At 56.4% G+C, this 18,064-nt stretch carries 16 protein-coding genes; 6 read left to right on the top strand and 10 right to left on the bottom strand.

Translation table 11 applies throughout. The annotated features are described in order from the left end of the window. A partial coding sequence (locus ASG35_RS13080; RefSeq protein ID WP_442854828.1) for an electron transfer flavoprotein subunit beta/FixA family protein occupies window positions 1-264 on the bottom strand: 264 nt, incomplete at its 3' end. Window positions 265-403: 139 nt separating this feature from the next. Between ASG35_RS13080 and ASG35_RS13075 the strand changes: the two genes are divergently transcribed. Beyond that, window positions 404-1,303 (top strand): LysR family transcriptional regulator, encoded by a 900-nt coding sequence (locus tag ASG35_RS13075; protein ID WP_056357378.1) that lies wholly within the window; start codon window positions 404-406, stop codon window positions 1,301-1,303. Between the two features lie 495 nt (window positions 1,304-1,798). Then, on the top strand, window positions 1,799-2,068 hold the full coding sequence (locus ASG35_RS13065) for a hypothetical protein (RefSeq protein ID WP_056357372.1): 270 nt from the start codon (window positions 1,799-1,801) through the stop codon (window positions 2,066-2,068). 24 nt (window positions 2,069-2,092) lie between these two features. On the opposite strand, the gene ASG35_RS13060 is transcribed toward ASG35_RS13065, so the two are convergent. Together ASG35_RS13060 and ASG35_RS13055 are read right to left on the bottom strand one after the other, a co-directional pair. Then, a complete protein-coding gene (locus ASG35_RS13060) occupies window positions 2,093-2,575 on the bottom strand; it encodes an aconitase X swivel domain-containing protein (protein ID WP_056357369.1) in 483 nt (160 codons plus the stop codon). After that, a complete protein-coding gene (locus ASG35_RS13055; protein ID WP_056357366.1) occupies window positions 2,568-3,815 on the bottom strand; it encodes an aconitase X in 1,248 nt (415 codons plus the stop codon). Before ASG35_RS13055 ends, ASG35_RS13060 begins: the two co-directional genes overlap by 8 nt. 222 nt (window positions 3,816-4,037) lie before the next feature. Here ASG35_RS13055 and ASG35_RS13050 point away from each other — a divergent pair, with 222 nt between their 5' ends. Next, on the top strand, window positions 4,038-5,276 hold the full coding sequence (locus ASG35_RS13050) for a metal-dependent hydrolase family protein (protein ID WP_056357362.1): 1,239 nt from the start codon (window positions 4,038-4,040) through the stop codon (window positions 5,274-5,276). A gap of 62 nt (window positions 5,277-5,338) precedes the next feature. Here the strand turns inward: ASG35_RS13050 and ASG35_RS13045 are convergent, their stop codons facing one another. The 5 genes from ASG35_RS13045 to ASG35_RS13025 form a co-directional block, all read right to left on the bottom strand. Then, window positions 5,339-6,079 (bottom strand): GntR family transcriptional regulator, encoded by a 741-nt coding sequence (locus tag ASG35_RS13045; protein ID WP_082508353.1) that lies wholly within the window; start codon window positions 6,077-6,079, stop codon window positions 5,339-5,341. Between the two features lie 78 nt (window positions 6,080-6,157). Next, on the bottom strand, window positions 6,158-7,396 hold the full coding sequence (locus tag ASG35_RS13040) for a metal-dependent hydrolase family protein (protein ID WP_056357359.1): 1,239 nt from the start codon (window positions 7,394-7,396) through the stop codon (window positions 6,158-6,160). Window positions 7,397-7,451: 55 nt separating this feature from the next. Beyond that, window positions 7,452-8,450, bottom strand: a complete 999-nt coding sequence (locus tag ASG35_RS13035; RefSeq protein ID WP_056357356.1) for a 4-hydroxyproline epimerase — start codon at window positions 8,448-8,450, stop codon at window positions 7,452-7,454. A 65-nt stretch (window positions 8,451-8,515) separates the two neighbouring features. Next, on the bottom strand, window positions 8,516-9,415 hold the full coding sequence (locus ASG35_RS13030) for a dihydrodipicolinate synthase family protein (protein WP_056357353.1): 900 nt from the start codon (window positions 9,413-9,415) through the stop codon (window positions 8,516-8,518). Window positions 9,416-9,478: 63 nt separating this feature from the next. Continuing rightward, on the bottom strand, window positions 9,479-10,765 hold the full coding sequence (locus tag ASG35_RS13025; RefSeq protein WP_056357351.1) for an NAD(P)/FAD-dependent oxidoreductase: 1,287 nt from the start codon (window positions 10,763-10,765) through the stop codon (window positions 9,479-9,481). Window positions 10,766-10,999: 234 nt separating this feature from the next. Here ASG35_RS13025 and ASG35_RS13020 point away from each other — a divergent pair, with 234 nt between their 5' ends. From ASG35_RS13020 to ASG35_RS13010, 3 genes are all read left to right on the top strand, one after another. Further along, window positions 11,000-12,322: an MFS transporter gene (locus ASG35_RS13020; protein WP_235527534.1), complete on the top strand. Its 1,323-nt coding sequence runs from the start codon at window positions 11,000-11,002 to the stop codon at window positions 12,320-12,322. 65 nt (window positions 12,323-12,387) lie between these two features. Then, a complete protein-coding gene (locus ASG35_RS13015) occupies window positions 12,388-13,626 on the top strand; it encodes a metal-dependent hydrolase family protein (protein ID WP_056357348.1) in 1,239 nt (412 codons plus the stop codon). 55 nt (window positions 13,627-13,681) lie between these two features. Continuing rightward, the gene (locus tag ASG35_RS13010) at window positions 13,682-14,713 is read left to right on the top strand and encodes a proline racemase family protein (RefSeq protein WP_056357561.1); all 1,032 of its coding nucleotides are present in this window, start codon (window positions 13,682-13,684) and stop codon (window positions 14,711-14,713) included. 143 nt (window positions 14,714-14,856) lie between these two features. Here ASG35_RS13010 and ASG35_RS13005 read toward each other — a convergent pair whose 3' ends face one another. Together ASG35_RS13005 and zwf are read right to left on the bottom strand one after the other, a co-directional pair. After that, window positions 14,857-15,660 carry a pyrroline-5-carboxylate reductase gene (locus ASG35_RS13005; protein WP_056357345.1) on the bottom strand — a complete coding sequence of 268 codons (804 nt, stop codon included), beginning with the start codon at window positions 15,658-15,660 and terminating at the stop codon, window positions 14,857-14,859. Window positions 15,661-15,712: 52 nt separating this feature from the next. Continuing rightward, window positions 15,713-17,176: a glucose-6-phosphate dehydrogenase gene (zwf, locus tag ASG35_RS13000; protein WP_056357342.1), complete on the bottom strand. Its 1,464-nt coding sequence runs from the start codon at window positions 17,174-17,176 to the stop codon at window positions 15,713-15,715. Window positions 17,177-18,064: the final 888 nt, after the last annotated feature.

Genomic DNA, 18,064 nt, shown 5'->3' with positions numbered 1-18,064 from the left:
CGATTCAACCAGAATCGCCCGATCCGCGCCGATCGCCATGGCCGTGCGCAGCGTTTCCTGGCATTGCGTCACGCCACACGACACGGCAATCACCTCGGTGGCAACGCCCGCTTCACGCAGACGCACGGCTTCTTCGACGGCGATTTCATCGAACGGGTTCATTGACATCTTTACGTTCGCGATATCGACTGCACTGCCATCCGCTTTCACGCGCACCTTCACGTTGTAGTCGACGACTCTTTTAACAGGTACGAGAATCTTCAAGACGGTCTCCTTACTTTTGGAATGTCTCACTTTGCCAGAGCTATCCTGCCGATGAAATTCAGCAATTATGAACATGTGGTTTGCGGACGGTTAATATTGAAGGCCAAACCACGTTATTTCTTTAGGCCCTATAAGCGCCATGCATTTTGATTTTGTCGATCTAACGCTCATCGTTCATTTGGCAGAGACGCGCAACCTCGCAAGAGCGGCCGAGCGCTGCCATATATCGCCGCCGGCAGCCAGCAACCGCATCAAGAATCTCGAAGAACAATTGGGTTTCAAGCTGCTTTATCGTACGAGCCAAGGTATGACACCCACCCCGGCCGGCGAGGCGTTCGTGCATCACGCGCGGCTCGTGCAAGAGCGCTTGCTGCATCTTGCGAGCGACATGCAGGACTATGGCGAAGGTATCAAGGGCCACGTACGCATCTGGGCGAATACCACGGCGATCAGCGAGTTCCTGCCAGTTGTGCTTAGCGGCTTTTTGCGCGATCACCCGGATATCAACATCGATCTGCGCGAAGTGCTGAGCGGTGACATCCTGAAAGGGGTGGCGGAAAGTGCGACGGATATCGGCATCGTGGCGGGCAATGTGTATTCCGATCATCTGGAAATGCTGCCATACCGGGACGACCGGCTGTTGCTCGTGACATCGGCAAACCATCCCTTGGCGAGACACGAGCGCGTCGATTTCGCGAGCACGCTGGAAGACAACTTCGTTGGCCTCCCGACGTCGAGCGCCATTCATCTTTTCATGACCGCAGCCGCCGATGCGCTTGGTGCCCGCTTGAAGCTGCGTATTCAGGTCGGCAACTTCGAGGCAGCGTGCCGGATGATCGAGATGGGAGTGGGTATCGGGCTCGTTCCGGAATCGGTCGCGCAGCGTCATGCCAAAAGCATGAACATCCGGATGATCCGCCTGAATGATGCTTGGGCCGAGCGCAAGCTGAAGATATGCGTTCGGTCGCTGAATGAACTGCCGCCTATTGCGCGCGTGCTGGTGGAATGCCTGAGGTCGAGCGAGGATGGTCTTGGATGAACGGCATGTGCGACTTGGCCGTTGGGAACTTGCGTGCTTGATGATCCGTTATTGCGTCAGCGCATCTCTTGCCATCGCAAGACGGGATCGCGCTCGCGGCGGTCTGTCGGCAGTTCCACCGGACGTCGGCAGATGCTCAGACGTTCAGCAGCCAGGCCCGTTTTGAGCAGGCAGTCCACGACAGCCTGAATCACTTTGAGACGGTGCTCCCATCGTTGGATCGGAAGCTCCCAGCATCGCACCAGAAGCAAAACACGACATTCCTATCTTGCTCAAACACGACATTAGGATATTGCCCCTACATACGAAAAATGGATAATTAGCATTATGTAAAGTTACTAGGAAACAACGGACGATACTTGATTCCACCCGTTAACTCGTTCAGCGCATATCACGGCTTTACCGAAAGCTCCCGACCCAGCGGGTTGCGCGTCGCCGAAAATCATATCGCTTTCAGATAAAGTATCGCGGCCACGCAAACTTGTGAGAGCCACTATGAACGACGTCTTTACGCCGGCCGACGCAATGCGCGCCGATTATTTCTATGAATTCCACGAAGTGGGCAACACCGATTCCTCCACGCCGCTCGCGCACGTCACGAAGCGGGTGCCCATCCCTCACCTGGACGCGGGGACGATCGTGATACTGGGCACGGACGCCGGCAGTGGCCGATACACCGTCGACCGAGTCGAGCTAGATCTATGGAGCGGCGACGACAGTTCCATTTACTTCGACGTCTACGTCACGCCGATCGCTCGACGCTAATCTGATTCAAAGCGCGCCCATCGCTCAGTAGAAAACTTTCGCACCACCGACACCTTCGACCGCTTCAATGCGCAGCCCACCCTTAACGCCCGCAAGCAGGTCCTCGAAATCCTGAGACGCAAGACAAACCACGGGTACGACAACCCCATAAAGTTCGTCGGCTACGATAGCGCCTATCGAAATGATCAAATCCCGATCCCTAAGCACGATGCCCGCAGGTCCCGTGCCATTTCGTATTGCTTCGGCAAGTACGCTGCTGCTGGAACTCGACCCTTTTGCATGCGCCATGATCATGATTTTTCCCGCAAGACTTTCTCCATATTGCGGATGAGTTTTATCGATGATCAAGCCCGCGTCGCAGTCATAACCACCCCAAAAACTCAAAGGTTTCTCCAGCACTATTTTCTCGGCACGAGCGACGCCGGCGCACAGCGCGTCTCCTTCAAGGTATCGGCTTGCCGGCACATGCGTGCAATCCGTAACGAGACAAGACGGATCCTTAGCCATGAAAACGTACCCTCCCTTCGAACGCCGATTGCACGCATTCGCTCATGCTTCCGTACGCAACGCTAACGCCGATATTGGCTGGAGCATATGACGCCCATTTCCCGGAATTGGTCATTACAAGGCCCGAAAGTTTTTTCATGACGGGCGTGATGTACGTGCATGTATCGACCACGATCTGGATGCCACGTTCTTCCAATTCGCTTGCCAAGCCGTTCTCATTTAATTCCCAAAGAATGAACCGGCTCGTATTGACATAGAAGTCGGTCTTTGGCCGCCCTTCGTAGCGTTCGAGCAGGTGCGCTAGCTGCCTAAATTCGCTTAACGAAAAATGAGGCGTCCCAAGCGCGACAGCCACGAGTTCATCACCTTCGTGTCCATTGTTTAGCGACTTTCGTATTTCATCGAGGTCCGCAAAAGAAACATCGATCCTTTTTAGCGGTTCGCGATTTTGCAATGCAGCCTCAAGCGTTGGCGCTTCTGGCGTAATACCGACCGCATGAAAGAGCGCTACTGCACCGCTCGATGCCGCCGCCGCACCAAGCGCCTTGAGTTCGTCTTCGGTCGTGTCCTCAGGCAAGCCGACAATCACCGGGACAAATGCGCCTGCAATTTTTCCAACGAATAGCCCGAGTGCTGCAAAGTAAATATCGCGCGAGGGCACGCTCTTGAACTCGCTCAGTTCGAAAACAATCTGGCCGGCACGATTTCCTTCGATGTGCAAGCCGGCATATGGCGCGCGACCTGTTATGGCGGCCGCCAGGTCCAGAAAGTCTCCATAACGGCTGGTTCTGGCGCCCAACACGGAGTTGGCGAAAACGATCGCGTTGGATTCCGCCCACGCGATTTGTTCTCCTTTGCGAGGCCGGTTCTTTAATTGATAAGGCGCGCATGTGAAAGTCGATTCGCATCCGAGAAGAAGATGTGCATCCATCAGCCTTTGTGCATCGCGTTGAATGGAACTGTCGCCGTGGTAAAGCTCGGGATGAATCAAATCGAGTGAACCTACGTTCAAGGTCGTGGGCACCGCGACCTTCGCATTGGTATCGACAAAAAACTCCACGAAATCCAGGCTTGCCTTCCCATGATAAAGACAGCCGTCGATGTGGGCGGACGTGATGTCGATCAAACTATCCGCGAACATGACTTCGGCAGTCCGCTTGACGATACGCATTGCACGCGCTGCGCCCTTCCCCAACTCACCATTCAACATCGCGCTATCGCGCTCACTTAACTGCAGCATGTGACGTCTCCAACGGCTCACTCTGGTCCGAATAACCATCAACGAAAAAAATTAGCAGCGCAATATTTAGAGGTCTTATATTGAGGTCAATGAAATCCGAATTCAACTTTATTTGAGGCGGTGTTCGACGTTGTCCGCACAAGACCGGCGCTTATTCTTCGTGCGCTTGGCTAAGCGTCCAATGACCAACATACGTCGCCCATATCTGCTGCCAGGAAAACCATGCTCACACTTTTCAAAAGCGGTCGCATTGTCGATGTCAATCACAATGAAGACGAACAACCGTACGACGTTTTGATCGAGGACGGCATCATCCGCGAAGTTGCGCCTCACATCAATGTCCGGGCCGATACGAACGTGCTCGACATAAGCGGCAAGACCTTGATGCCGGGTCTGATCGACTGCCATGTCCACGTAATGGCAAGCATGGCAAACCTTGGAATCAACGCTAAGCTGCCCAACGCGTTCGCATTGTTCCGCGCCATCCCCATCCTTCGGGGTATGCTCGAGCGAGGCTTTACCAGTGTTCGCGACGCGGGAGGCGCCGACTACGCACTTGCTCAAGCCGTGGAAACGGGGCTGGCTGAAGGCCCTCGCCTGTTCACATCGGGGAAAGCCATTTCCCAGACGGGTGGTCATGCGGATTTTCGCGTCAGGCTGGACCATAGCCCCGACAACTGTCCTTGCTCGCAATACTATGGAGCGATCGGCCGCATAGTCGATGGTGTCGACGACATTCGCCGGGCGATCCGGCAGGAGATGCGTCAAGGCGCGACCCAGATCAAGATCATGGCATCGGGAGGGGTATCGTCACCCAGCGACCCGATTGGCAACCTTCAATTCTCCGAGGACGAAATCCGGGCCGCCGTTGCCGAAGCGCGCCAGCATCAGACCTATGTCATGGCTCATGCCTACACCGCGCAAGCGATCAAGCGCGCAGTGGAGTTCGGTGTTCGCACGATCGAACATGGCAATCTTGTCGACGACGAAGCTGCCAGGATCATGGCCGAACAAGGCGCGTTCGTGGTGCCAACCTTGATCACGTACGAAGCTTGCCGCACCGATGGCGCTGAAGCAGGCTTCCCTGCTGATTCACTCGTAAAAAACGCCGCGGTACTGCAAAAAGGACTGGATTCGCTGGAAATTTACAAGCGGCATGAGGTCAGGATGGCTTATGGATCCGACCTCCTGGGAACAATGCATCAACGTCAAAGCGAAGAACTCATGCTGCGGACCCGGGCGTTTTCGAACTACGAGGTGATCTGCCAGGCGACATCGGTTGCAGCGGATGTCTTGAACAAAACCAATGAACTCGGGGTGGTGACAGCCGGGGCCATTGCGGACTTGCTCGTTGTAGACGGAAATCCGTTGAAGGATATCGAGGTCCTGGGTCATCAGGGCCGTCACCTCGATATCATCATGAAACAAGGTCGTTTCTTCAAGAATCGTCTGGTCGCCTGACAGACGTTCGTAAAACGCGAAGCAGGAGACAAGCTGAATAACGTTCGGCTTCTCCTGGTTCCTCAGCGCGCATTCGCAGCCTTCGCCATCACACCTTCCACAATACCCACGATCTGCTGACTCGCAATCTTGAGGTGCGTTTCCAGCCGCTTGATACCGAGCTTCACGTCTCCATTGCGGCACGCTTCAATGATCTGCATATGCTCAGTATGAGACTGCTCGCGGATAGGCACCTTGACCACCTGGAAGCGAAAATAACGGTCACATCGGTCGTGTAGAACACGGAGCATTTGAAGCGTGATTTCGCAGCGTGCCGGCCGATAAAGAGTCTCATGAAGTTTCCAGTTCAACGAGCCCCACTCTCCGCCCGTTGCCTTGTCCATGTCCTTGACGATGCGTTCGGCCCGGTCAATTTCGGAATCAGTTATGCGAGGGATGGCCTCGGAAAAAACCCATGGCTCGAGTCGCAGCCGGATGTCGAAGGTTTCGCGCACCTCGTCGACCGACAGTTCCTGGACGTAAGCGCCTTTGTGCGGCACCACGTTCAACAAACCTTCCGAGTGAAGCCGTGTGATCGCCTCGCGCACGGGCACACGGCTTACACCCAGCTCCTCCGCCAGAACCTCCTGGCGCAGAACGCTGCCCGGGGAGATCCGGCCGCTCAGAATCATTTGGCGAATCTCGTCGGTAACGAGTTCCACGGCAGTGGGACGAACGATTTTTCGCGATGCACGCACAACGACTTCCGCGTCCGGCACGTTCGCTGGTTTGGCAGGTTTTTTCTTGAGAATCGCCGTGGTCATCGAGGACAGTTTTACTGAAAAGTGGACGATTGAATGTACCACGGATCGGTTATCGGATCCAAAATCCAATCTACACGATTAGTCGAAAGCCCTGCGTATCCAAGTTCCGTTTTTCATTACGCCGGCAATGCCTTCGCCTTGATTCGTCACCAGCACGCTGATGTCGTCGAGTGGATTTCCGTCGACGACGAGCAGATCCGCAAACGCTCCCTTCGCGACAATTCCAAGTTTGCCTTCCATTCCAACAATTTCCGCGCCTATTTTCGTAGCTTGGCAAATGGTCTCGAATGCACCGACGATAGCCGATCGAATCAGTAACTCTTCGCTCTGAAACTGATGCATATCGCCGAGCAGATCCGTTCCTAAACCCATTTTCACGCCGTGGCGTTTGAGCGTACTGATCGCTTGCAAGCCTTGGGTGCGGACGTCTTCATTTTTCTTCAGCGCACTCTCCGACACGCCCGATCGCGCGCCGACTTTTCCCATTGCGTCGTAAGTCACGAGCGTTGGCACTGCATACGCGCCGTGTTTCGCCATGACCGCGGCCGCTTCGTCGTCAATCAGATTGCCATGCTCGATGGTGCGAACGCCCAGCTCGACCACGCGCTTGATCGCGGCGCCGGTGTAGGCATGCGCCATCACATACGTTTGATGTGAACGGGCCTCTTCGACCGCGGCCTTGATTTCATCGACGGAAAACTGAAAATTGCCGATAGGATCGGTCGGCGACGCCACCCCGCCGGAAGCCATGATCTTCACGTGATTGGCGCCCGCGCGCATTTCCTCGCGAACCGCCTTGCGCATTTCGTCCACGCCATCCACGATCCGGCCAATCGCACCGAGGTTGCGGCTGCAGCCGCACGGGTCCGGATCGGAGTTGTCGAATCGTTCGCGGAAGTCGCCATGTCCGCCAGTCTGGGACAAGGCCTTGCCCGCGATAAACAAGCGAGGTCCCGAGATGATGCCTTCTTCGATCGCCTTGGCGAGTGCGTAATCAGCGCCGCCCGCGTCGCGAACGGTGGTGAATCCGCGATTGAGCATGCCCTCAAGGATAGGAACCGCTTTCAATACGGCAAAGGTATTCGGCAGGCGGCTATTCGATCCGAGATGCGCCACCGATGCAATAACGTGCGCATGACAGTCGATCAAACCGGGCATGACCGTGCGGCCGCCTACATCGATGACGTCGGCGCCCTCCTGCGCTACCGGTTCGCGCGTCACATCCGCGATCCGGTCTCCTTCTATGACGATGGAATAAAGACCCTTGTCGGATTCGTGATCCGCGTCGAGTATCCGCGCGTTATTCAGAATGATCATTTCTACCTCAAAACGAACGGGCCGCTCGACGCTTGCAAGCACGGCGGCCCGAATATCATTTCAGCAAAAAGCCCTTTGCTAGCGGGTCGCGGTCGTCCACGAAGATCGTGTTAAATCCGGTCACGCGAGCCCAGCCTTCAACGCTCGGAATGATCGCGTCGTACTCGCCGACCTTCGTGGCCTTCGTGGCTATGCCATTGAACAGCGTGCCGATGATGCTCTCGTGAACGAACGTCTCTCCAAGCTCGAGTCTGCCCTTCGCGACGAGGTGCGCCATTCGAGCGGACGTGCCAGTGCCGCAAGGCGACCGGTCGATGGCTTTGTCGCCGTAGAACACAGCGTTGCGCGCACTTGCGCCTGGAATTGTCGGCTCGCCGCACCACATCACATGACTTAATCCGTGGATCTCCGGTTGTTCCGGATGAACGAAGCGATATTTTTCATTCGCCTTTTTGCGCAGAACCGGACTAAGGCGTTGTATGTCGCTTGGCCGCAATGAATGCAGCCCGGCAAAGGTCTTCTGGGGCTCGACAATGGCGTAGAAATTTCCACCATAAGCGACGTCGAAATGAATCTCACCAAGCTCTTCCACCTCCACGCTCAAGTCGTTCGAGTGGAGAAACGACGGGACGTTGGTCAACTGCACGGAAGCCACATGATCGCCGTCCAGCGTGTAGCGCGCGACCACGAGACCCGCAGGGGTATCGAGCCGAACGACGCCTGGCTCACGAGGACGCACGAGGCCATTTTCTATCGCGGTGGTAACCGTGCCGATGGTGCCGTGGCCGCACATCGGCAAGCAGCCACTCACCTCGATGAACAGGATTGCAATGTCGCAGTCCGGGCGCGTGGGAGGATACAGAATCGAACCGGACATCACTTCGTGACCACGGGGCTCGAACATCAAAGCTGTCCGGATCCAGTCGAATTCCTGCTCGAAATACGCGCGCCGTTCGATCATGTTCGCGCCCTGCAGCATCGGTGCGCCGCCCGCCACCACGCGTACTGGATTTCCGCAGGTGTGGCCATCGATGCAGAAAAACGTGCTTTTCATGAATTACCTCACTATCTTTCACGCGCTCACAAGCATGGTCGATGCTTGGTACAAGCAAGAGATGCTTACGATAACGCTTTCAGGTCCTTCATGGTCTTTTCCACGATGGCGATCACTCTTTGACGCTCCTCACCTTCGAGTTTGAGGCGTGGCGCCTTGACGTTTTCCGCATATCCGGACGTCATGTTTTCAGCAAGCTTGATGTACTGAACGAGCTTGACGTGAACATCGAGATGAAACAAAGGCGTCAACACGCGATACAACTTGCGCGCTTTTTCGAAATCGCCCTTCACCGCCAGGTTCAGCAACTCCACTGATTCCTTCGGCACGGCATTCGCCATACCCGATACCCAACCTGTCACGCCCAATGCGGCCGACTCCAGTACCAGATCGTCGACCCCGCAAAACACGGCAAAGCGATCGCCAAACTGGTTGTAGAGATCGGTTACGCGCGTTGTGTCGTAGGATTCTTCCTTGACGGCAACGATGTTGCCTTCGTCTTTCAACTGCTCCAGCAGATCGGGGCGCATGTCGACGCCGTAGCCGCGAGGATTGTTGTAGATCATGATGGCAAGCTGGGTCGAGCGTGCCACGGTCCGATAGAACTCGACGGTTTCGCGATCATCGGATCGATAGGTAAGACCCGGGAAAACCATCAGACCTTGCACGCCAATCGATTCGGCATCCTTAGCGAACTGGATTGCACTGTCTGTATTTGTTTCAGCCAGACCCGATACCACCGGCACGCGTCCTTTAACAGCTTCAACCGCAATTCTGAGGACCGTACGCTTCTCCTCAGGTGTGAGCTGTGCGTTTTCGCCAACCATGCCCATCATCACAACACCACCAACGCCGTTGTCGATAAGCCGATCCAGACCTGCCTTGATGGCCTCGTGGTCGAGCGAACCGTCTTCTTTCAACTTCGTCGTCACTGCGGGGAAAACACCTTTCCAATCAACTTTCATATCGAACCTCCAGGCGTGGTTATAAAGATCTTGAGCGGACTGTGCGGCAAAAAAGCAGATGTTCTATGCGCTTCGCTTTTTGCGGAATCGTTCGATGGAATACGCATCCATCGGAGTCCCGGGTATTCTGTCGACCAACAAATCCGCTACGAGCGCGCCCGTGGTTGCGGACTGCGTCAGACCGAGATGAACGTGACCGAACGCATAGATGATCGATGCAACGGAAGGCGATTTTCCAATAACGGGAAGCGAGTCCGGCGTTGCGGGCCGATGTCCCATCCATTGAACTGCGCCGTGATCCTGGATTCCGGGCAGGAAACGTTTTCCAAGCGCAAGCAATGCCTCGCAGCGCCTGTAATTGGGCGGCGCTTTTAATCCAGCGAATTCCGCGGCGCCGCCAATCCGAATGCCAATATCAAGCGGTGTTGCCACGAACTTGCGTTCCGCAAAAATGACCTCGCGCGACAACGTAATGCCCGGCTGCGGCAACGTCGTGTTGTATCCACGTTCACTATCGAGCAACACGTTATCGCCGATGGACGCGGCCAATGAAGCCGACCAAGCTCCCGCCGCGACCACGATCTGCCGCGCGGCGATCGACGTGCCTGCATCGAGAACCGCCGATGGTTCGCTCGCGTTGTTCGCGTCAAGCCTTGTCACGACACCTTCGACGAAGCATGCCCCAAGCGCCTGCACGCGCGCCCTGATCTGTGAGACCAGCTGTTTGGGGTCTCCAATATGCGACCAGTCTTCAAGGAACACGCCGCGCTTGAATACCGGCGCAAGCGCGGGTTCGAGTTCTCGAATCTCCTGGTCATTCAGCGCGTGCCAGCGCACGCCGAGTTCCCGCTTGAGCTTCCATTCGTTTGCATCTGCCTTGAATGCTTTCTCCGTTTCGTACAGCGTCAGCGCGCCACGTCGATAAAACGTGCTGATTGCACCAACGTCTTCGAATAGCGGAATCAGATCGCCATAAACGCGATTGTTGAGCGCCGCCAACGCTAGCGATATCTCCTTGAACCTGACAGGATTAGTCGTTCTCATAAATTCGATGAACCATGGAAGCGCGCTCGGCACATGCTTCCAGTCGATGGACAACGGCCCTAAAGGATCGATCATCCATTTCGCTGCTTTAAACAGAAGCCCGGGCACTGAAATAGGGGTGCATTCAGTAACCGCGATCCCTCCGGCATTGCCATGCGATGCCCGGTCCCCGTCGAAATCCTTGTCGATGATCGTAACGGTCAGCCCTTCCTTTAGCGCAGACCATGCGCAAGCGAGCCCGACGACTCCCGCACCGATCACGAGGACATCGGGAGTGCTAGCGCCGCGACTGTTCTGGTTTGTCATTACTCGGCTAGTTCGATATCAAAAGAAAACTCGCGCCGTAGCATAAGATTGGATCCAATATACGTCATGAGGTCGATGATCGCTTTCGCGACTTTGTGTGTCAAGTCGTTTAGGGCTTCCCCCAAGCCACCCGAGCCTGTTTTCGTAAAAGTGCGCATTGACTATTTTTTATGCACTCAATATTCTGGATCCAATGTGATGTCAGGAATGAACGAACCGACAGGAGAGATTTTCATGAGCATGGGAAACGAATTAGGTGCGCAGGCGGTGCCATCCGCGCCGGGCGCTTATGCCGGTGTCAGGACTCGAGCGCAGTCGATGCGCGCCGTTCGGGCCGCGATCATCGGTAACGTTCTCGAATGGTTCGACTTCGCGACGTATGCATTTCTCGCCACGTCGATTTCAAAAAGCATGTTTCCCGCCGGGGACGAATTCGTTGCGATGCTCGGCACCTTCGGTGCTTACGGCCTCGGCTTCGCGTCGCGACCACTTGGGGCAATCGTCTTTGGCTGGCTGGGCGATCGCAAAGGCCGCAAATGGACGCTGTCTTTTGTCATGCCGCTAATGGCGCTTGGAACGCTGCTGATGGCGCTCATTCCGTCGTATGCATCGATCGGCATTCTTGCGCCAATCCTCCTCGTGCTTGCAAGACTTCTTCAAGGGTTTTCGGTCGGTGGAGAACTGGGTAACGCCATTGCCTTCCTGGTGGAATGGGCTCCCAAGGGCAAGCGAGGGCTTTATGGAAGCTTCCAGCAGTGCAGCACGATTGGCGGCAGTTTGCTCGGCTCGGGCGCAGCAGCGTTGATGTCGACGTGGATCTCGCCGCAGAGCATGGTTGATTGGGGATGGCGCGTTCCGTTTATTGCGGGCGCGTTGATCATTGGGCCGATAGGCTGGTACATCCGTCGCAAGAGCGAGGAGTCGCCGCTTTTCGAAGCGGCGCACGATGCAAGCGCAAAACCCGACACCCGCTCGCCGTTGCCGATGGCGCTTCAGGCGTGCGGTCTCGTGATGGTCTGGACCGTTTCGCTCTATGTGATTCTCAATTATCTGCCGAGTTTCGTGCAGAAATATGTAGGACTCAGTGCCTCTGCGTCGCTTTGGTGGAACACGGCAGGCTTGCTGTTGATGACGCTCGCCATTCCGTTTTGGGGCGCGCTTTCGGACAAGGTCGGTCGCAAGCCGCTGTTGCTGGTTGGTTGCCTCGCGTTCATCGTCTTGCCCTACCCGCTCTTTGCCTGGATGCTGGCGACGAAGTCCGCGCTGCTGGTAGCGATCATTCAACTGGGAAGCGGCATTCTCATCGGCATATTTTCCGGTGTAGCACCGGCGGCGCTCTCCGAGATCTTTCCGACAAAGATGCGCACGACCTGGATGTCGATTGGTTACGGCATCGCGAATGCCATTTTTGGCGGGTTCGCTCCATTCATCGCGATCTGGCTGATCAAAGCAACCGGCTCTCCGCTATCGCCCGCGTTTTACGTGATCGCGGCAGCGATCATGTCGACCATAACAGTGCTGACGTTGAAAGAAAGCGCCCACAAGCCCCTGCTCTGAAGACTGATGCGCGAAGCCGGTTGACGTCGACTTCTGGGTTCACGAGCATATCCGGGGAAAATGCAATGTCCATTACCGTGTTCAAGAATGCGCGACTCTTCGACGGTCTGTCCCGTGATATTCGAGCGGGCATGGGCGTGGTCGTCGAAGATGCTTTCATTCGCGAAGTGTTCGAAGGCGAGCCATCCATTCAAGGGGACCTCACCATCGATTGCGGGGCGAGAATGCTGATGCCGGGGCTCATAGATGCGCACGTCCATATTCTGGCAACGGACGTGGACCTTGCAAGTCTCGACAAGATCCAGAAATCGCTTCTCTACGCGCAAAGCCGCCATGTCCTCGAAGGCATGCTCGCCAGAGGCTTCACCACGATCCGCGATGCCGGAGGCGCCGACGCGGGATTCGCCGCGGCTGTGGAGCAAGGGTTTATCGATGGTCCGCGCATGTACGTAGCGGGTGCCGCCATCACGCAAACGGGCGGCCACGCCGACATGCGCGCCCGGGTGAACTTCGGTTGCGCCTGCCATGGTCTGGCGCAAGGCAGCATTCTTGGGCGCATTGCCGACGGTGTCCCTGACGTGCGTCACGCCGCCCGCGACGAGTTGCGCATGGGCGCGACCCATCTGAAAGTCATGGCTTCCGGTGGCGCTGCATCGCCGACCGATCCCATCGAGAACACGCAATATTCTTTGGAAGAACTTCGCGCGATCGTGGAGGAAGCCGAAGCGTGGAACACTTATGTGATGGGTCACGCGTACACGCCTCGCGCGATCATTCGCGCAATCGAGTGCGGCATTCGCAGCATCGAGCACGGAAATCTTCTGGACGAAACGGCGGCGATGCGAATGAGGGAACTGGGCGCCTATCTGGTTCCAACGCTCGTCTCCTCCGATACCCTCGTGCGGTTTGGCGCAGAACTCGGCTCGCCCGCCGAGAGCATGCGCAAGATTCGCCAGGTGCGCGACAAAGGCGTCGAGGCTCTCGATATCGCACGACGATGTGAAACGAAAATCGGCTTCGGCACCGACATTCTCGGTTTGAAATTACATAACTTCCAGGGCGAGGAATTCATGTTGCGCTCACGCGTGGAGGATCCCGTCGACACGCTGATTTCGGCCACGAGCATCAATGCGGAAATGATGATGCAAAAGGGAAGGATCGGCGAGATCAGCGCGGACGCCAGAGCCGATATCCTCGTGGTCAACGGCGATCCCTCCCGCGACGCGACCACGTTCAACCAGCAAGGCGCCAATCTCGATGTCGTCATGAAGGACGGGCGCTTTTTCAAGAACACGCTGTGCTGAAATTTTCGCGGTCGCCGCGTGTCCATCGAACATTTCGATGTTTCAGGAAGGCAACATGAGACTGGAAAGGAACGTAACCGTCGTCGGAGCGCACGCTGAAGGCGAAGTAGGCCGCGTAATCACGGGCGGCGTGCTGAGCCCGCGAGCGAGCAGCATGTTCGAATGCCAGCAAGCCTTGATCGCTGAAAAAGACTGGCTTCGCGGCATGCTGCTTTCGGACCCGCGCGGAAGCGTCAACGCGGCCGTCAACCTGATCACGCCGCCTATATCCGCTGAAGCCGATTTCGGCATGATCGTTATCGAGGCCGATTATTACCCGGCAATGTCGGGCTCGAACTTGATTTGCACGGTGACCGTCGCGTTGGAAACAGGCGTTGTTCCGATGCATGAACCCGTCACCAATCTGATCGTCGATACCCCCGCCGGGCTCGTACGTGTAGCCGCTCGCTGCACGAACGGCAAGTGCCGCAATGTTTCATTCTCGAACGTGCCTTCGTTCGTGATGCATCGGGCAGCGTGTGTGGAAGTGGCCGGCTTTGGCACGCTCATGGTGGATGTGTCGTACGGCGGCATGATCTACGCGATCGTCGATGCCGCCGCGCTAGGCTTTACGCTGGACAGGTCGGAGGCGCGCTCGCTGGTCGAGGCGGGCGAGCGGATCAAGCTCGCCGCAGCAGCGCAGCTACCTTCGGCGCATCCAGAAAATCCTGGCATCCACACCATCAATCAGACGCTGTTTGCGGGTCGCGTGGAGCGGCGCGGCGAGGAAGTCGTTTCGAAAAACGCGGTCGTGGTCTCGCCTGGACGACTCGACCGCAGTCCCTGCGGCACCGGAAGTTCCGCGCGCATGGCGCTCCTTCACGCCACCGGCGAACTTGCGGTCGGACAGACGTTTCGTCACCAATCGATCATCGATACCGAATTCGTTTGCCAAATCGATGGCTTGACGATGGTCGGGCAGACACTTGCCGTGAAGCCGGTTGTGAGCGGCCGTGCATGGCTGACCGGAATCTCTTACTACGGCATCGATCCTGAAGATCCTTATCCGGAAGGCTACCGGCTCAACGACACCTGGTTTGCAACCTGATTCCTGAAATGACGGCCGGGCAAAACGTGTTGCCTCGGTTCTTGGCGTTTGCTGACTAATCGAAAAGTTCCTTGGCTGGAGTTCGGTATGCGCTAAATAGCAAGGACAATGGCCTCCTGCAAATTTGATTCGGTACGCTAAACCTATATGCTCCGGTTTGATTTGCGTGTTGCAGCAAGCCGCGTTTCTATGCTGTCGTAGACAGTGTCGATCTTTTTGAACATATCGGCTTGTGCCATCAAAGAAACAACCTGTTCGTTGATGCCGCCGCTAGTCGAATATTGCCGCGATAGTTCGTCTAGCGGAATGTCGCTGCGAAGCGCTGCATCGGCAAGACCCTTGCAGAGCGACATAAGATAAGAACGGGCATCATCGTAGTCCACGCCTTTTCTCGACGCCCAACTGCTCTGCGCATGAGCAGTCGCGAAGAAAAGGCCCATGCTTGCGCTTAGTGCCAGCATGGTGTCGAACTGGTCTTCGGAAGCAACGCCAAGTGAGCCGCCGATGGTTTCGAAGATGTCGCGCACGCATGTCTCCACCGGATATAGCACCGTTCGACTTGCAGCATGAGCGACCATGGGCAGGGGCAGCGCCCGTACGATCCGCTTGGGCGCGTTGCGCAATGAATCACGCACTTGCTCTGTTCCATATCCGGCAATCAGGGATACGACGCATTGGTCCGGGGCAAAGCTCAGCGCTCCAAGCACGTCCGCTGCGATCTGCGGGCGCACCGCGAGAAAGATGATTTCTGTTTGATCGACTACGTGCTGATTGTCTCGAGCTACATGCACGCCGGAATAACGAGCAGCCAGTTCTTTAGAGATTTCCGCATTGCGCGGCGAGAGCCAAACTTCGTAGCGTGGCTGCGCTTGAGAAAAGATGCCCGTAACGATGGCATGCGTGATGTCACCACTTCCTACGAATCCCAGCGATATTGGTTTAGTCATGGTTAGTCGCTTAGCTAGGGGAAAAGTCGAACAAAACGCGGAGTCGTTCGACTCAACTGCCTAACGCGTTTGGATCCCGCCATGCGCGCTCGAACGGGAGCCGCCACGCCCGTGGGGCGACGAGTTGATGGATGGCATTCGGCCCCCATGAGCCAGGAGCATAGAAGCGAACCGGCGGTGGAGATTCAAGCAAGGCCGTCGAGACTTCCCACAGCCGCTCGATGCCCTCAGCGGTCGTGAAAAGCGTTCGGTCTCCGCGCATGGCGTCGAGGATCAAGCGCTCGTACGCTTCCAGTACGTCACCGATCAAACCGGTATCGCGCATCGCGAATTGCAAGCTGAGTTTGTCCAGCCGCATCCCCGGACCCGGACGTTTGCCATAAAACGAGAGCGACATTTTCGAGGCGTCGGCCAGATCGAACGTCAGATGATCCGGCCCTTGCGAACCGACGCCGGATCCCGCCGGGAACATGCTCTTCGGTGGCTCGCGAAACGCGATGGAAATGATCCGTTGCCCCTCGGCAAGCCGCTTTCCCGTGCGCAGATAAAACGGCACGCCGGCCCAGCGCCAGTTGTCGATGGAACATTTCAACGCAATGAATGTTTCGGTTTCCGATTCCGGACCGACCCCTTCCTCGGATCGATAACCGGTGTATTGCCCGCGGACGACATCGGTTGGTTGAATTGGCAACATGCTACGAAAAACCTTGTTCTTTTCCTCGCTGATGGGTGACGGTTCCAGCGACGTGGGCGGCTCCATTGCCATGAACGCGAGAATCTGAAAGAGGTGAGTGACGACCATGTCGCGAAATGCGCCGGTCTGTTCATAGAAGCCGGCGCGCTTGCCGAGGCCCAGCGTTTCGGGCACATCGATCTGAACGTGGTCGATAAAGTTGCGATTCCAGATCGGCTCGAACAGACCGTTCGCGAAGCGGAAAGCGAGGATGTTCTGGGCGGGTTCCTTTCCCAGAAAATGATCGATCCGGAAGATCTGTTCTTCTTCGAAGACTTCATGCAAACGGGCATTCAGCGACACCGAACTCTTCAGATCCGTTCCGAATGGTTTCTCCATGATGATGCGCGAGCGCTCCACGAGGCCCGCTTCCTTGAGCATGCCGACCGCGGAAAGCGCGGCGTTCGGTGGCACGCTCAGGTAGTGCAGCCGCCGGCACTCGCCATCGAAGCTCAACTCGGCGTTCAGCACCGCGGCCTTGAGCGCCTCCGCGCCCGCCGTCAGCGGCACGTAGTCGAGATTGGCGGCGAACGTGTCCCACTCCTTCTCGGCGACCTTGCGAGATGAAAATTCGTCGAGCGCTGCTCGCGCCGTGCGGCGAAAGTCGTCGACCTGAATGTTGTCGAGCGCGACGGCAATGATCCTGCAGCCCGGAATGAATCCGGCGCTGGACAAATGGAACAGGCCTGGCAAGAGTTTGCGTCGCGCCAGATCGCCCGTGGCGCCGAACAGAACGACGACTTGTGGAAATTGCGGACCCACCCCTGCAGAGATCTTTACCATCGTGCAAATCCTTTTTTGGGTTGTCGATGCCTTGAAAGACGAATGCACTAGAGTGCGTCCGGCGGCCGGCTCAGTTCGTCTATGGTCGTGCTAAGTGCATTTTTTTAACAACGATCTTCGCTGCAAAAAGCGAAGTGGAACTGCCTGGCGAGCCCCGACGGAATTCTTGCACTCGTCATAAGTTTGTTTGCGGGGCGAGATGCTGGATAGGTCTTAAGCGCTTCGCCGCCACAGTATCACGCGCTTATAAATCCGAATTGCGTATGGGCATTTGCACCGGCGCGTTGTTCGCATTTTTTTATTTTGCCGGGATTGACAGAATGTTGGTTCGTGCTAGCGCGTCGCATCGGCTTTTGCTGTGGATCAGGTGAAAGAAAGCACTCCGTAAGCAGTATTGCGGGGACGTTAGAGTTTGATTTATCTACGGATTCTGGGCTTGGTTTCACATTGCTATGAGATTTCGCGAGATCCAGGAATCAGCGTAAACATTTCCCGACCTCTGGCACCAAATGCGCACCAGATTGATATGGCTCGCGACGGCGCCGATCTGCCGTTTCACTGGACGTCATAGTCAATATCGCAAAGACAATACCGGGACCGATTTACGCAAACGGATGAGGTACGGCGGGCCTCTCGTCAATCATCCAATTGATTAGGTATCCTACAGCCAGCGATCCTTACGTAAGGTTTAAGGAAATCGCTGAAATGCTGCCGACGCTTGGCTTCATCCTGGTCTTAACGAAAGGGCGGGTGGTGCCGCCATGCAGAATCAGCCGCAAAAGCGTTGATCTGGACGCTGATGTCTGCCGGTCGATAGTCTCGTCACCGGCGTAATCGTCGAGGTCTTGGCCGACCATCAATACGCGATCCCTCGATCCAACCATAGAG

This window comes from Burkholderia sp. Leaf177, assembly GCF_001424345.1.
In the GTDB taxonomy this organism is placed as follows: Bacteria; Pseudomonadota; Gammaproteobacteria; order Burkholderiales; family Burkholderiaceae; genus Caballeronia.
Note: the sequence above shows the minus strand (reverse complement) of the source record. Positions and strands in the feature narration are given on the sequence as shown.